Source organism: Neomoorella stamsii, from assembly GCF_002995805.1.
Lineage (GTDB): Bacteria > Bacillota > DSM-521 > Neomoorellales > Neomoorellaceae > Neomoorella > Neomoorella stamsii.
Genome location: NZ_PVXL01000034.1, coordinates 1 through 14,442, shown reverse-complemented (window position 1 = coordinate 14,442; position 14,442 = coordinate 1). Strand labels below are relative to the sequence as shown.

General features: G+C 49.7%; 19 protein-coding genes and 4 pseudogenes. 19 read left to right on the top strand and 4 right to left on the bottom strand.

Annotated features, from left to right (window positions below):
• Nucleotides 1-80: 80 nt before the first annotated feature.
• From MOST_RS05920 to MOST_RS05895, 5 genes and pseudogenes are all read left to right on the top strand, one after another.
• A pseudogene (locus tag MOST_RS05920) lies at nucleotides 81-320 on the top strand (polysaccharide biosynthesis protein); the annotation flags it as partial.
• A 106-nt stretch (nucleotides 321-426) separates the two neighbouring features.
• Complete coding sequence (locus MOST_RS05915) at nucleotides 427-882, top strand: nucleotidyltransferase family protein (protein WP_161952805.1); 456 nt, start codon at nucleotides 427-429, stop codon at nucleotides 880-882.
• A 27-nt stretch (nucleotides 883-909) separates the two neighbouring features.
• The gene (locus MOST_RS05910) at nucleotides 910-1,239 is read left to right on the top strand and encodes an HI0074 family nucleotidyltransferase substrate-binding subunit (RefSeq protein WP_161952806.1); all 330 of its coding nucleotides are present in this window, start codon (nucleotides 910-912) and stop codon (nucleotides 1,237-1,239) included.
• 557 nt (nucleotides 1,240-1,796) lie between these two features.
• Nucleotides 1,797-2,315, top strand: coding sequence for a hypothetical protein (locus MOST_RS05900; RefSeq protein WP_208974811.1), 519 nt, complete (start codon nucleotides 1,797-1,799; stop codon nucleotides 2,313-2,315).
• A gap of 249 nt (nucleotides 2,316-2,564) precedes the next feature.
• Nucleotides 2,565-2,996: a tetratricopeptide repeat protein gene (locus tag MOST_RS05895; protein WP_054936092.1), complete on the top strand. Its 432-nt coding sequence runs from the start codon at nucleotides 2,565-2,567 to the stop codon at nucleotides 2,994-2,996.
• Between the two features lie 205 nt (nucleotides 2,997-3,201).
• Here the strand turns inward: MOST_RS05895 and MOST_RS05890 are convergent, their stop codons facing one another.
• Nucleotides 3,202-3,429 carry a DUF4351 domain-containing protein gene (locus MOST_RS05890; RefSeq protein WP_054936091.1) on the bottom strand — a complete coding sequence of 76 codons (228 nt, stop codon included), beginning with the start codon at nucleotides 3,427-3,429 and terminating at the stop codon, nucleotides 3,202-3,204.
• A gap of 29 nt (nucleotides 3,430-3,458) precedes the next feature.
• Here MOST_RS05890 and MOST_RS05885 point away from each other — a divergent pair.
• The 11 genes and pseudogenes from MOST_RS05885 to MOST_RS05825 all read left to right on the top strand — a co-directional run.
• Nucleotides 3,459-3,734 (top strand): annotated as a pseudogene (locus MOST_RS05885) (IS3 family transposase); the annotation flags it as partial.
• Nucleotides 3,735-3,943: 209 nt separating this feature from the next.
• Nucleotides 3,944-4,843, top strand: coding sequence for a 3-methyl-2-oxobutanoate hydroxymethyltransferase (locus tag MOST_RS05880; protein WP_054936089.1), 900 nt, complete (start codon nucleotides 3,944-3,946; stop codon nucleotides 4,841-4,843).
• 420 nt (nucleotides 4,844-5,263) lie between these two features.
• Complete coding sequence (locus tag MOST_RS05870; RefSeq protein ID WP_054936088.1) at nucleotides 5,264-6,157, top strand: SDR family NAD(P)-dependent oxidoreductase; 894 nt, start codon at nucleotides 5,264-5,266, stop codon at nucleotides 6,155-6,157.
• A 245-nt stretch (nucleotides 6,158-6,402) separates the two neighbouring features.
• Nucleotides 6,403-7,152 (top strand): helix-turn-helix transcriptional regulator, encoded by a 750-nt coding sequence (locus MOST_RS05865; RefSeq protein WP_054936087.1) that lies wholly within the window; start codon nucleotides 6,403-6,405, stop codon nucleotides 7,150-7,152.
• A gap of 143 nt (nucleotides 7,153-7,295) precedes the next feature.
• Entirely contained in the window at nucleotides 7,296-7,502 is a 207-nt protein-coding gene (locus tag MOST_RS05860; protein ID WP_129588667.1) for a hypothetical protein, read from the top strand.
• Nucleotides 7,490-7,729: pseudogene (locus tag MOST_RS17880) on the top strand (polysaccharide biosynthesis protein); the annotation flags it as partial. The gene MOST_RS05860 and the pseudogene MOST_RS17880, both read left to right, overlap by 13 nt.
• Nucleotides 7,730-7,835: 106 nt before the next feature.
• On the top strand, nucleotides 7,836-8,291 hold the full coding sequence (locus tag MOST_RS05850; protein WP_161952805.1) for a nucleotidyltransferase family protein: 456 nt from the start codon (nucleotides 7,836-7,838) through the stop codon (nucleotides 8,289-8,291).
• Between the two features lie 27 nt (nucleotides 8,292-8,318).
• Nucleotides 8,319-8,648, top strand: a complete 330-nt coding sequence (locus tag MOST_RS05845) for an HI0074 family nucleotidyltransferase substrate-binding subunit (protein WP_161952804.1) — start codon at nucleotides 8,319-8,321, stop codon at nucleotides 8,646-8,648.
• A 535-nt stretch (nucleotides 8,649-9,183) separates the two neighbouring features.
• Nucleotides 9,184-9,474 (top strand): hypothetical protein, encoded by a 291-nt coding sequence (locus MOST_RS05835; protein WP_054936594.1) that lies wholly within the window; start codon nucleotides 9,184-9,186, stop codon nucleotides 9,472-9,474.
• A gap of 449 nt (nucleotides 9,475-9,923) precedes the next feature.
• Nucleotides 9,924-10,160 (top strand): DUF433 domain-containing protein, encoded by a 237-nt coding sequence (locus tag MOST_RS05830; RefSeq protein ID WP_244267009.1) that lies wholly within the window; start codon nucleotides 9,924-9,926, stop codon nucleotides 10,158-10,160.
• A complete protein-coding gene (locus MOST_RS05825; protein WP_054936593.1) occupies nucleotides 10,157-10,597 on the top strand; it encodes a DUF5615 family PIN-like protein in 441 nt (146 codons plus the stop codon). The genes MOST_RS05830 and MOST_RS05825 overlap by 4 nt, the downstream gene beginning before the upstream one ends.
• A 364-nt stretch (nucleotides 10,598-10,961) precedes the next feature.
• Here MOST_RS05825 and MOST_RS05820 read toward each other — a convergent pair whose 3' ends face one another.
• Nucleotides 10,962-11,972 (bottom strand): Rpn family recombination-promoting nuclease/putative transposase, encoded by a 1,011-nt coding sequence (locus MOST_RS05820; protein WP_106007058.1) that lies wholly within the window; start codon nucleotides 11,970-11,972, stop codon nucleotides 10,962-10,964.
• Nucleotides 11,973-12,486: 514 nt separating this feature from the next.
• On the opposite strand from MOST_RS05820, the pseudogene MOST_RS18480 reads away from it, so the two are divergent.
• A pseudogene (locus MOST_RS18480) lies at nucleotides 12,487-12,636 on the top strand (polysaccharide biosynthesis protein); the annotation flags it as partial.
• 198 nt (nucleotides 12,637-12,834) lie between these two features.
• Here the strand turns inward: MOST_RS18480 and MOST_RS05810 are convergent.
• Together MOST_RS05810 and MOST_RS05805 are read right to left on the bottom strand one after the other, a co-directional pair.
• A complete protein-coding gene (locus MOST_RS05810) occupies nucleotides 12,835-13,296 on the bottom strand; it encodes a type II toxin-antitoxin system VapC family toxin (protein ID WP_054936590.1) in 462 nt (153 codons plus the stop codon).
• Nucleotides 13,284-13,529, bottom strand: coding sequence for an AbrB/MazE/SpoVT family DNA-binding domain-containing protein (locus tag MOST_RS05805; RefSeq protein ID WP_083476592.1), 246 nt, complete (start codon nucleotides 13,527-13,529; stop codon nucleotides 13,284-13,286). The genes MOST_RS05810 and MOST_RS05805 overlap by 13 nt, the downstream gene beginning before the upstream one ends.
• Before the next feature lie 145 nt (nucleotides 13,530-13,674).
• Between MOST_RS05805 and MOST_RS18185 the strand changes: the two genes are divergently transcribed.
• Entirely contained in the window at nucleotides 13,675-13,797 is a 123-nt protein-coding gene (locus tag MOST_RS18185) for a hypothetical protein (RefSeq protein ID WP_277995699.1), read from the top strand.
• Between the two features lie 30 nt (nucleotides 13,798-13,827).
• On the top strand, nucleotides 13,828-14,181 hold the full coding sequence (locus MOST_RS05800) for an AbrB/MazE/SpoVT family DNA-binding domain-containing protein (RefSeq protein WP_083476591.1): 354 nt from the start codon (nucleotides 13,828-13,830) through the stop codon (nucleotides 14,179-14,181).
• The last annotated feature ends 261 nt before the right edge of the window (nucleotides 14,182-14,442 follow it).

Below are 14,442 nucleotides of genomic sequence, written 5' to 3'. Positions count from 1 at the left end.
ACTAGTTTGGAGGAGATTATCGCCACTGCCTGGATGTGGCATAGAAATAAGCCGGGCGGGTATTCTCAAGTTTACTCGCCGGAGGGCCGGTGACGGTGACCCACCCGGAGATGACCCGCTACTTTATGATCATCCCTGAGGCGGTGCAGCTCGTTATCCAGGCCGGGGCTTTAGTGAAAAGCGGGGAGATTTTCGTTCTCGACATGGGCGAGCCGGTGAAGATATTGTACCTGGCGCTGAGCATGATAATCCTTTCCGGCTGTGTGCCGGGGAGGGATATTGTCTTGACAAAGGGGACCACCTTATTCTACGAAAAACTTCTGGTTTTGGGTGAATCGTAAATGAAGCCCAAATTATTTATAATAGAGATAAAGAAACAATCCTACCAGACAGGCAGGACCCTTGTACAGGGCTGAGGACAAGCGAGTGAGTAACGTGGAAGAATTAAGGGAACAAAGGCCAAAGGCTTTTATCCGGTTGCGGGGGAAAACCGCCCCGGAACGCCGGGCCGAGTGGCGCCGGTGGAAAAAGCTAGGGTACCGTGTGGCCGAACCCGACGGCATTACCGTCCTGCATGAAAAAGAGGCCATCCGCCGGCGGGTGCTGGAAGCTTTTAAAAACATCAACGCGGATGTGTTTCTTTTTGGCTCTCAGGTGAGTGGGACCGCCGGTCCTTACTCCGATTATGATATAGGCTATGATGCGGATGAGCCGGTACAGGGGACGATTCTGGCAGCGCTAAAACATGAATTAGAGGAATTGCCCATACCCGGGAAGGTCGACCTTGTGAATTTCCGCGGGGTAGCCGGGGAATTCGCGCAAAACGCCCTGAAGAAGGTGGAAGTATGGAAGAAAAAAAAGCGGAACTCGCTCTTCGCCTAGAAACCCTTGAACGGGCCCTTGCTACCCTTGAAGAGGCTCTGGCGCAGCCCTTTTCCGTCATCGTGCGCTACCATTCAACGCTTCGAGTACACCTTTGAACTGGCATGGAAACTTTTCCGGAAAGTGGCCAGGATAGAAGGCTTGGAGGTAAACTCTCCCCGGCAGGCCATCCGTGCCGCTTATGATGCGGGCTTGCTGGAGGACATTGACCTCTGGTTCGAATTGCTGGAAGACCGTAACCGTACTTCCCACACCTACGATGAATCTACGGCAAACCAGGTCTTTGAAAGCGCCGGTCGCCTTCCCGCAGCCTTGCGGTCCGCCATCAAAATAATAAGGCATAACTACCTGCGTTGAAACGTGGCAGCCGGCCGCCGGATTCCCTGCTCCGGGAGGTAAGATAGAAAAGTTTAAGGGAGATTTGTCTTATCTCGGATGGCACTATGCGCTCGCATATAGCTATCGAATCCACTATAAAATTACATACATCGGGCCCCACCCCAAATACTAACGTATCACTACAGCCAGGTGGGGCCATGCCTTCCATGCCATTCCTGCCTTGGGGGAACTGTTGGGGGAGTGCGATACTACCTATATATTCGTGGATGAAGCGGAACTGGGCCAGTTGGAATATGCGGGCGCGGCGGTGTTCAGCCCTTTTACAAAGAGTTGAAAGCGGGGCAGAGCAAGTATTTTTCCCGACCTGGTCATTGCCGACATAGTATGGACATTGGAAAAGTTTTATCGCCAACCTAATTTTTTGCCTTACTGATCCAGGTGAATGGTCCTCCAATACTACCCATAAACTGATAGCCTGCTCCGCCTGGTAGTGGGAATAGGTAAGAACCCTGTAGTACGGTTGACGCCGGCGCGTAACGGCCGAACCCAAGCACTTTTTCACGGAGGACAATATGGTGCGCAAATTACCTAAATACCTGAAGGCGGATATTGAACGCGGTTTTATCCTGGCCTATTATGAAATGGTAAAAGGCTGTACGGTGAGCCTGGATATTCCCGGGGAAAATATTGTCCCGGTAGTGGCTTTTGCCCATAAACCTGGAGAAATTTACGGCATGGATTTTTCCAGTACATACCATTTTGCAGCAAAAGAGAAACTGCAAACAAGGTTACGCCGGGTACAGAAAAAAGTTGCCGCTCTCCAGCTCTATGCAGAGTTTGCAGCATTGCAAAGGGAAATGAAATACCAGGTTGTCTATGAGATCTGGTGTTTCCTGCCGCCCAACAAATTAGTGCTTGAAACAGTGAGTAAAGCCAGAGAAGAGGGAATGCCGGTAAAACTGGTATCCGTACAGGAGGTACATGAGCGCATAAAGCAGGTAGCCCTTCTCGAACCCCTGGACAAGGACATTATTTACGAGAATGCTTTCCTGTGGGCGGCGAGTCTTTTCCGTGATGCCGGCGCCTGGAAATAGCCGGATAGCCTATTAGGAAAAGAAGCAACTATAATAACCGCAGGGATAGGGTGGGTATGATTATGCCGGATTTAATTAGACGGTTCTGTATTAACACCTGTTCCCCTGAGACTGTACTCGCATGGCACCTGGGATTCTTTTTATTACTTTGCCGAGCTGTGGGAAATTGATCCGGACCGGGAATTGCCTTCGTCTTTACCTGAGTGGGTAATTGCTGTTCTGAAAGCAGGTCCCCGTGAGGTATTTGAAATGGAGCAAATTATCCCAGGGGCGAACCCTGAGGAAATGGAGGACCCAATATCCCTGGCGGTTGAATATGCTCATCAGGGCAATATTGATAAAACGTGGGAAATTTTGCAGGGGTGCCTGACCAAAGATCTGCGCTGCATTGATGCCTTTGTCCACCTGGGCACATATACATTTGGAGATGGGCGCAGCGCCTGGCATGCAAAAAGAGCGATGCAACGTTACCTCGCAGGGGTTAAAGTTGGCGAGCAGGCCCTGCCGCCAGGCTTTAATGGACTGCTTCCGTGGAGCTGGATAAATAATCGCCCTTTTCTGCGCGCCCTGCACGGGCTAGGCCTCTGCCAGTGGCGCCTGGGCCAGTTTGATGCCGCCCGCAAGACATTCTGGCGCATTTTAATGTTTGATCCCATGGATGCCCTGGGATGCCGGTTTTAGAAAAGGGTCACGATTACCTTGCAGCTATGGCGGAGGAAAATAGGCCTTATTAGAGGCGATTACGCTGGCTTGACCATCCAGTGTTATATCCATTGGTTACTGATATAATCCACGGGTATTTAAAGAATAACTTAAAGACCGGCCCGGTTATAGCCGGCCGTCTTTGATGCCAGGGCGACCTTAAGCCCAGAGTGGAGCTTAAGTATCAATGTTTAATGGCGAGGATTCTATGCAATTCAGCTTCGCTGGTGATGTCAAGTATTTTTTCAGCCAGGTCATCTAGCTGCTCGACTGATAAAGTCTTTATTTTCGCTTCCACTTCAGAAGAAATGGTACCCAGGCGTTTCCTTAGCTGTCTTAAAAGTATTTCCTGCCTGCCTTCCTGCTGGCCCTGCTGCCAGCCTTTTAAATGCCAGGATGTGGTTAATTCCATGACCCTTTGTACCTCCTCGAGTTGGAGTTCTTCCGGTAACTTCTCCTGCAAGGAACATAAAGGCTCAATACGAAAAGCAAATCCAGGACCTTTATGCCGAGGCTGGTCGTTTGACTACCGAGCTGACCTGGCTTAAAAAAAGAGTGGCCTCTGAGCTTAATCGCGATAAACGCGTCTCACTGGTGGAATGGGGCCATCCTGAGCTATCCATAAAGAAACAAGCGGAACTACTAAGCTTAAATCGTTCCAGCCTCTACTACCAGCCAGTGCCCCCTTCACCGGAAGAAATAGCTATAAAACAAAAAGCCGCCGCGCCCTTACCACGAGAGGCCCCGGCGGCTTTTATTACTGCGGTTGCTGCAAAAGTCAGGCTTTAAGTTACCATACACATTTCCGCCGGGGCATACCTAAAATTAAGTAGATTAAATACCTAAATTTAGTCATACAAAGGGATATTTTCTTCTGATATAGTAAACTTGCTGGAAAAATCAATAATAAAAAGGAGGAACAAACTATGGCAGAAGAAAAAACCGGGAACGTCATTATTGAGGACAGCGATAAGCAAGCAGTAAAATCATCTCTGATGAAAAAGGGCAGAAAAACCATTGCCTATCTTCAGCAGAAGAAAGATAATGGCGAGAAGATCGTTCAGTACTGCCCGGCCAGCCTTGACCCCTATTGGACCATGGCAGCCGAGATGGCTGGTGTGGATGTGGTCAGGTACACCTCTCCCGGCGAAACTATCCAGCAGCGTATCGAAAATTTGCCATGGTGGACGAGAGAGCTGCGCCGGGTGGCTCCTTACATCCACCTGAACTGCTATATGCAGACTCCGATGTATGCAAACAAGTATAAGGCTCTGGAATATGCCTCCATCCTGATGGCAGAAGGCGCTGACAGCGTGTTGCCCATGGGCATCAATCTAGAGACCTTGAGGTACCTGGCTGACAACCACGTTGTCGTGTTCGGCCATGTGGGCGCTCTCTCCGGATGGCAGACCAGCCGGCATGGCGGCTACAAGCGCTGCGGCCAGACCGCAGAGGCCGCCATGGAGATCTACCGTCAGGCTTACGAGTATCAGGAAAACGGCATGATGGCCATGACCATCGAGCTGACGCCCCGGGAGGTCACCGACGCCATCGCCAAGAAGCTGCGTATTCCTGTCATCGCTGTTGCCGCCGGCGGTGCGGCGGACGGTTCTGAGCTGGTACACTTTGATATGTTCGGGATGATGCCCAAGGACCGCATGGGCAGCCATGCCAAAGTATACGCCAATTACTTTGAGTTTGCTGCCGGGGCGATCGGCGCGTTCGCCGCAGATGTGAAATCCGGCGGATATCCCCAACCGGAGCACGGCTACGGCATGAAGGAAGAAGAGCTCGAGAAGTTCCTGGACATGCTGGAGAAGGCGTAATCATCGCGCTACCGCCTGTGGACAGTGCGGAGAGACACGCGTAACAGGGAACCGATACGGAAAGGAGAACCACAAATTACTCCGGCCTGTTTCAGGGGAAGGATGTCAACCGTTTTCAGAGTATACCAGGGATTAACATCAATATCGATACCATGAAGACGATCGGCTCTCTCTACCTGCTGGTTCCGTTCCCCTGGGCCCTGGGCATCCGGGATATCGTGGACAGGATCGTGCCCATGGAACGTAATGTCGAGGGAGGGCTGACCCAAAGAAGGGCAAGAAGCAGGCGGTGGTAGAGCTGAACGTGACGGCCAAGGGGGCATTCCCCTATACCACCGCCTCCTCCCCGGCAACGCTTCCGACCAGGAATCGGTAATCAAATAATTATAATTAAGTTAAATTAAAGGAGGAGGTAGTGCTATGGAAAACCTGTATACGTTTGACGGTATGTATCAAAGATTATTAGGTATCGATATCAATGGAGCCGAATTAGCCCCTGGCATGAAAATTCGAGGCGGGAAGAATGCGAAACCTATGAAGGATATTCTGGAATTAAACGGTAAGGTTGCAATTGTGACCGGCGGGGCCATGGGAATGGGTTTTTGTGTTGTTAACCGGTTGTGCGAAGCAGGTGCAAACGTTGTTATAGCAGATATTGCCATTGAATATGCGAATGCAGCAGTTGAATTTTTTAAATCCAAGAATTACAACGTAAAGTTCATCAAAACTGATGTCCGTTATATCCCGCAAATCCAGGCTGCAGTAGACTTTACAGTAAAAGAATTCGGCGGGGTGGATATCCTGGTGAATAATGCCGCCATCTTTAGTCAAGTCAAGTTTTTAGATCTAACGGAAGAAACATATGATGATACGGTTGATACGGATTTAAAAGGCACGTTATTTTTCACCCAGGCAGTTGTCAAGCAAATGGTTAGGCAGGGACGAGGAGGCAAAATTGTAAATGTCGCATCTGTGGCAGGATTTTCCGCGGAACCAACATATGGATGCATGATACATTACGTAGCTGCTAAATCCGGCGTTGTAGGAATCACGCAGTCACTGGCAAAGGAATTGAAACCTCTTGGCATTAATATCAATTGTGTAGCGCCGGGCGGCATGTTGACTGTGGGTGGAATGAGTATAAAACGTCCGCCGGAGATTATTGAATTGTCTAAAACCCATCCTTCGGCACCGACGACAGATCCGGATGATGTAGCTCGGGTTGTCTTTATGCTGTGCACGGAAATCAGCAACTATATGCACGGGGCAACAGTAGTTGTCGATGGAGGGGCGAGATGGGGAATACAAAAATAGGTTATGAGATTACTATCTAGGGCGTAGTTCTATTATCAAAAAAACCTGCCGCTCAAAAAGTTGGAGAGCGTACCGCAAGCACAATCTAACCAGGCTGCACAGCAAGCTTAAGAATTAACTATTAACGAAGGAGAGTGATTTTATGGGTATTTTAAGTTGACTATTTCACTATACATTGATATAATATTCATGATTTATTATGATTCTCGACGAAACTTTCAGACATAAGTTTGGAGGGTGTCGAGATGAAAGCAAATTTAGATATCCCTTGGGAAAAAATATATAACGTTGTTCTTACTTGCGGATACGCTCATGAACTGAATCTTTTTTCTGTTAAAATTCTGTCTAAACTCGGAGAGCTTTGCCCCTTTGATCAGGCGCTTATCTATTTTTTAGATGGAAACGGAAAGGTATGCAATCAGTATCTAATGAACATTGATGAACAATGGAGTGCCATGTACCTTGGATACTACTCAAAAATCGAGAATGGCCGTTATGGTCTTGCGAGAGTTGCGCGAGAGACATACATCAAGCCTGTTATAAATATAAGGGAATGGGAACGTGAGCCTCCGAACGAGTTTATTTATGATTATATTCGTCCTCGTCGCCTTAAGTACTCTCTTGGTTTTGCCTTATTTGACATAAACGGAATACCCAGAACTGTTTTCGCTTTGGACAGGACCAAAGATAAGAAATTTACAGACGTCGAAGTTACGGCGGTGTATCTGGCAGTTTTGCAATTGAACAATCTGCATAAGAATTTATTTTATCGACAGCCATATAAACATGGTACTGAAAGAATTACTTGGGAAACCATAGATCTAACTCTAAGGGAGAGAGAAATTGTCGATTTGCTGTGTCAGGGTGTTTCGCCGGCGAACATCAGCAAATTACTACATATTTCGCGGCATACAACATATAGACATATTGCGCACATCTATGAAAAGATGAATGTTTCTAGCCGACAGGAACTTCTTGTCCGGTTGTTGGGATAAATGCTTTGATAGAAAACAGGGACATATTGTGTTGAAAAGTAAGCGTCAAATACAACTGACGGCCTGGCAATATTGGTCAAGGAAGGCTTCGAGCTGGACCCCTTCTCTTCTTGCCTTTTGGAGGTAATCGGGCGGCGGAAAAGGTGACGGGGAAAAAGGTGCCCTGCCGTACCGGTCCCCGGCGGCCCGGCGACCCGGCGGTGCTGGTAGCCTCGGCAGGAAAAGCCATCGAAGAGATGGGATGGCGGCCGCGATATACTAGTTTGGAGGAGATTATCGCCACTGCCTGGATGTGGCATAGAAATAAGCCGGGCGGGTATTCTCAAGTTTACTCGCCGGAGGGCCGGTGACGGTGACCCACCCGGAGATGACCCGCTACTTTATGATCATCCCTGAGGCGGTGCAGCTCGTTATCCAGGCCGGGGCTTTAGTGAAAAGCGGGGAGATTTTCGTTCTCGACATGGGCGAGCCGGTGAAGATATTGTACCTGGCGCTGAGCATGATAATCCTTTCCGGCTGTGTGCCGGGGAGGGATATTGTCTTGACAAAGGGGACCACCTTATTCTACGAAAAACTTCTGGTTTTGGGTGAATCGTAAATGAAGCCCAAATTATTTATAATAGAGATAAAGAAACAATCCTACCAGACAGGCAGGACCCTTGTACAGGGCTGAGGACAAGCGAGTGAGTAACGTGGAAGAATTAAGGGAACAAAGGCCAAAGGCTTTTATCCGGTTGCGGGGGAAAACCGCCCCGGAACGCCGGGCCGAGTGGCGCCGGTGGAAAAAGCTAGGGTACCGTGTGGCCGAACCCGACGGCATTACCGTCCTGCATGAAAAAGAGGCCATCCGCCGGCGGGTGCTGGAAGCTTTTAAAAACATCAACGCGGATGTGTTTCTTTTTGGCTCTCAGGTGAGTGGGACCGCCGGTCCTTACTCCGATTATGATATAGGCTATGATGCGGATGAGCCGGTACAGGGGACGATTCTGGCAGCGCTAAAACATGAATTAGAGGAATTGCCCATACCCGGGAAGGTCGACCTTGTGAATTTCCGCGGGGTAGCCGGGGAATTCGCGCAAAACGCCCTGAAGAAGGTGGAAGTATGGAAGAAAAAAAAGCGGAACTCGCTCTTCGCCTAGAAACCCTTGAACGGGCCCTTGCTACCCTTGAAGAGGCTCTGGCGCAGCCCTTTTCCGTCATCGTGCGCTACCATTCAACGCTTCGAGTACACCTTTGAACTGGCATGGAAACTTTTCCGGAAAGTGGCCAGGATAGAAGGCTTGGAGGTAAACTCTCCCCGGCAGGCCATCCGTGCCGCTTATGATGCGGGCTTGCTGGAGGACATTGACCTCTGGTTCGAATTGCTGGAAGACCGTAACCGTACCTCCCACACCTACGATGAATCCACGGCAACCCAGGTCTTTGAAAGCGCCGGTCGCCTTCCCGCAGCCTTGCGGTCCGCCATCAAAATAATAAGGCATAACTACCTGCGTTGAAACGTGGCAGCCGGCCGCCGGATTCCCTGCTCCGGGAGGTAAGATAGAAAAGTTTAAGGGAGATTTGTCTTATCTCGGATGGCACTATGCGCTCGCATATAGCTATCGAATCCACTATAAAATTACATACATCGGGCCCCACCCCAAATACTAACGTATCACTACAGCCAGGTGGGGCCATGCCTTCCATGCCATTTCTGCCTTGGGGGAAATCCAGCTCTATGCAGAGTTTGCAGCATTGCAAAGGGAAATGCAATACCAGGTTGTCTATGAGATCTGGTGTTTCCTGCCGCCCAACAAATTAGTGCTTGAAACAGTGAGTAAAGCCAGAGGGCAGTGGCATCCGTTTGAGCTTCTACGGGGCGGAGGATCCGTAGCTGGATCCTACCCGCTGGTGGCTCCAGGACCGGGGGATAGAAGTGGTGGGCCTGGATATCCTTACGTTACTTCAATGCCGCCGGGGCTTCATCAGCAGGGGATATTGGGCACGGCGGTGCGGGACTAAATCCACGTCGACGACCTGGCGGTAGCCTGCGTGCTGGCCCTGGAAGCCCTGGAGCAGTGCAGCCCTACGGCGGCATATAACCTTGGCACCGGCCGGGGCTATTCGGTTCTGGAGGTAATAAAAGCGGCGGAAAAGGTGACAGGGCAGAAAGTACCTTGCCGTTTCGGTCCCCGGCGGCCCGGCGACCCGGCGGTGCTGGTAGCCGCGGCAGAAAAAGCCATGGCGGAGTTAGGCTGGCGACCGCGATATACAGAACTGGAGGACATCATTGCTACGGCCTGGCATTGGCACCGCCGCAGGCCGCGAGGATTTAACGGTTGAGTTATACCAGGGTCATAGGGGAGCAGATGCGGCGGGATATAACTGCCGGGCGAGGCGACTGGGGAAAACAAAGCTGGTGTTTAATACAACTTTATGGTTGCTACGTTCATTAAACGGAGTGGGTACGGCGATGGTACGGTGATGTTCGTCCTGGCCGGTTAAGTGCAATTTAACGAGGGGATAAGTCCTACTGTACCGGCAGCTGGCCGTGCCTGCTGCAGCCATACCACTGTAACAACTCTAATACTTTCTCGCGATACGGCAAACTTTTTCCGGGCAGGGAACTTAAACTGGTAGGAAATCATTTGCTTCCTGACGATAACGTTTACCGGTAGCTGTATTCCCGGTAGAAACCTGGATTACAAAATGGAAGTTAGTAAAGACGGGATTAAGTGAGTGCAAACATCTGGTATAATAGTAGTAAGGTCATTGGCTGGAGGTGTATAAAAGTGATTACGAACTTAATTAAGTCAGATCCTAATATCCTTATGGGTAAACCTGTTGTTGCCGGTACTAGGATTCCGGTTGATTTAATACTTGAAAAGCTCGCCGCCGGCGAAACGGTTGAACAGATAATCCGGGCCCATCCGCGCTTGACTGAAGAAGCTATACGCGCCGCCCTGGCTTTTGCCGCGCAAGCAATCAGGGCTGATGTAGTTTACCCGGTCGAAGAGGCAGCGCTATGAATTTTGTAGCGGATGAAAGTGTTGACCGTGATATAGTTATCGCGATGCGTGCTTGTGGCCATAGAGTGGCTTATGTGGCTGAGATGATACCTGGTATAACTGATGAAGCGGTTCTCGACTTGGCTAATGAATTACAGGCTGTGTTAATAACATCCGATAAGGATTTTGGTGAGATCGTATTTCGCCAGCGCCGGGTTACTGCTGGAGTTGTTTTGGTGAGATTGATGGCACTACCCCAAGAAACAAAAGCTCGCCTTGCCCTTCCTGCCCCCGGGCCAGCAGCAATCCTAAAAGCATCAGCCGGGAAGCGGCAGGGTATGAAGCCCTGCCGCTTTTCCCAACAAGTTGCAACGCAGGGACATCAGGGTCTACCGGGAGATGCGAAAATGCCGAGCGGCTTCCGCCGCGGTGTCTGGGGACGTATTCCTTCGCTATAATGCTTTCCTGTGGGCGGCCAGTCTTTTCCGCAATACCGGCACCTTAACTTTCCCTCAGGTGTTCTTTCACCCAGGCGGTAATCAGGTCAGCATACTTTACGCCTTTTTTGCGGGCCAGCAGGAGTAGACGTTTCAAATCTTCCTTTTCCAGGTTGAGAGTTACTTTCCGGGCATAGATGACCCTTCAGAAAGCCAGCAAGCGGCTTTAAAAAGGGTTATACAGGGTTGATTTTTCCTGGAAAACCTGGGGAGACGAGGACAAAATTGCCGGCAAAGGGCTGTACGGCTCCGGTAAGTTATAATAACAAGGCCCGCCCCGGTGGATAAGGCGGGCCTTTTCCTGAATTTACGGCCAGCAAAAAAATCATTGCTCCAATTGTTTCTTCAGGGCGTTTATCTCTTCCGGGTCAAGCCCTGTGGCTTTAATAATAGTATCAATGTCAACGTTGAGCAAAAGCAGGTTCCGGGCCACCTCCCGTTTGCCTTTCAGTTCACCTTCAAGTTCGCCTTCCAGTTTTCCTTCCAGTTTTCCTTCCATCTTGCCTTTCAACAAAGCCTGCCGCTGCATCTCTTCCAGGGTCAATTCCAGGTTGTAAATCATTCGTTCCACCTCCCAGGGATTGCTTGCGTCCAGGATGCGGTCAACCTTTTCCCTAAAACCTTCAGGCATTCTGGGCTTGACAACGTTCCTCAACCAGCTAGTGATATGGCGGAACTCATCAGGCGTGAGGCGCTTTAATATCCCCGCCAGTTTCTGCAGCCGTCCAACAAGCTCTTCGGGCCGCATCTTTTGGTCCAGGAGAAAGACACCGGCGATCAGATTTGCCGCCCTCATAAGCTCTTCCTCTCTGTAGCGGTTGATATCAAACAGCAGGTAGCGGAAGTCCAGCAGATGCCCGCTGAAATCCTGGTAACTGTCCAGCATTTCTCTGAAGGAAAGGGCCGCCGTCCAGGATCCGACCCCGTTGTAAAGCACCGCCGGGATGATGGGCGGCAGGCGGAAATGCTTGCACTCCCGCTCGTACTGCGGGGTGTTGTTGTAGATCTCCCGCCAGATTTCAACCATATAAAGCAGCAGCCGGAAAGGTATCAGGTAGTCTACCGTTGACTGCAGCTCCAGCAGGACGTAAAAGATGACGTTTTTATCCCTGGTCTTAAGCCGGTAGACGATATCGGCTTCTTTCTCGCTGAAATCCTGGAGGACGTAGGACTTGTTCACCAGGATGAGGTCGTCTGCGTCAATGGCCTCCACCCATTTTTCCCGGACAAAGGTCTTCAGCAGCTCCAGGAATACCCTTTTGTCGGCCAGGAGCTGCCTGTAACCCTTGTCGTGGGGGTGGTGGGGAGGCCGGGGCTGCCCTTCGTTTCCCGTCAAGGGATCACCTTCTTCTGGATTTTATTATAGCATATTTCTGGAACATGGGGATACTTTTCTAAAAGCCTGCGCTTCCCGCTTCCTGAATTTACAGAATGTTACGATTCATAGGCCGCAGCAGCAGCGATAAATGGTTTTAATACTTTCCCTGCTTCCCCTGGCAGTTAAATGTAAAAAGCAGAAACTTTTTTGCGAAGATCGGATAATTTTGGAGGAAACTGGTAGTTTGTGTCGAATTTTTAGCTTGATTAGCTTGAATGGAAACATAGCAAAATGATAGCTTTGAGACGATGAAGCCGGGGCACATATTTCGGTCCGGCCTTTGTCCCTGGTGATACAAAGGGAGAAAACCCCTTGCTAAATTCAGAATAGATTCCGGGAGTAGAGCGCCCGAAGTTGTTATGGAAGTTCGCCAGGCGAAGGGGAATAAATTTACTAACCAGCAAATTGAGAACGCTTATTTACGAATGCAAGAGTGGGGTATGCTACCGCCGGATGGAGAGGCATAAAGCGCAACGTCCTGGACAGTTGGGGCACCGTCGTGCCCCTTTTCCAGCGCCAGATTGCCGCCGGCGGGCCGGTGACGGTGACCCACCCGGAGATGACCCGCTTCTTTATGACCATCCCCGAGGCGGTGCAGCTGCTCATCCAGGCCGGCGCCCTGGTCCTAATGCTACTTCCCATGAGCGGATCTTTATTGCCCGGCCGGAGGAATTCGAAGCCGATTTGCTTAAACACTTCTTGGGGCTTGTTTCCCAGCCCGGCTGGCGGGCGGACATGGCCGGGGTGGAGGAGCTCTTACGCCTGGTGCTGCCGGGCTTCCGGGCGAAGAAGGGACGGGAACTGGTGCAGGTGGGGTAAACTACGCCCTGGGAGGAAAAACATCTTTTAAAAATACTGTTCTCATATTCCCTACCGCCTGGGGAAGGGAAAGATCATTTGTGAAAAATAGCGTGGCATCTGATGCTAAAGCAGATGCCAGTTGAATGGCGTCAGGAGTTCGCACCCGGTATTTAGCGCGGATTTCTGCCCCCAGAACGGCCATTTCCAGGTTAAAATCGATTAGCTGCAAATTGGGGTAAGATTTTAGTGTGGTAATATACTGCTCGCAGACTTCTTCCAGACCCAGGGATTTGGGTTTGACTAACAGTTCGAGAAGCGTCAAAGTCGAAGTAACGGCCTGAAACTCACCTTTTTCCAGCGGATTAAACAGCTCTTTTTTTAATTCCAGGGCCCAGGGGTCTGCCTGAAGCATATAAATGAAACAGTTTGTATCCAGGGCGATAACCTGATGCCCGGTTATTATTTCTTTTATTTTTCCCATTGGTTTCTTTCCTCTTTTACATATTTGTCAGGATCAGTGCCGGCCCATACTTCTTTATGCAGCCCCCAGAGATGCTCGGCATAGCTTTTAGGTTTGGGTTCAATTATCGCTTTTTTCCCGTTTATCTTGATGATAATTTCGTCGCCTTCCTTTAGGCCCAGCTGTTTTCTTATTTCAGCAGGCAACACCATCTGACATCTCGCGCCCAGTTTAACAGTTTTTATAATGTCCAACGTTTTTCCCTTCTTTCATGAACAAAAAATTTTGATCTGATCATATCAAATTTATTATGATAAAACAAGACGGGTTCGGAAATCATTTTACCCGGTTCCGACAGCACCAGTGAGCATACCGAAAAAGGGAGTTATTATGCTTATTATGGACGAGGAAGACATGAAAACCGGTTTAACAGAGGCAGATATCCGCCAGTTGGCAGGCGAGCAAAGTTTTAAGTGGGGAATTTTAGGTGCTTTACATCCAAGATCGCTTCCTTTACAATGAATAAAAATAAAGGATAATGAGGTGAGAACGGTGCCTATTGCTAAGATATCATCTAAAGGCCAGGTAACTATCCCGGCAGAAATACGCAAATTTTTAGGTGTCACACCGGGTACGCATCTTCGCTTTGTGATCCGGGGCAATACTGTACAGATTGAAAAGGGTGGCCAGGGGATAGCCGCTCTAAAAGGTAGTGTGCTGGTTGCTGGGGAACAAGATTTTTTGGCAGTACGTCAGCATGCTATGGGGGAGGTTGCCAGCGAAATTGCCGGGGAAGGCAAAGACGTTTATAGAAACATTTTCTCTTGGAGAGTTGGCAACATAAAGGGGAAAGAGCCTGCACCTCCATGGTTTGCTGTTATTATTATAACTCAAACTACAGCGTAAACTTCTGCTGACGACATGCGAGCAAATGCAATATCAAGAAATGGTATTTCCTTTAGCCCCTGCTAGAATGAGGGGGCAAAGACGGTAATGAGCGCATAAAGGAGGTAGCCCTTCTCGAACCCCTGGACAAGGATATTATTTACGAGAATGCTTTCCTGTGGGCGGCCAGTCTTTTCCGCAATACCGGCACCTTAACTTTCCCTCAGGTGTTCTTTCACCCAGGCGGTAATCAGGTCAGCATACTTTACGCCTTTTTTGCGG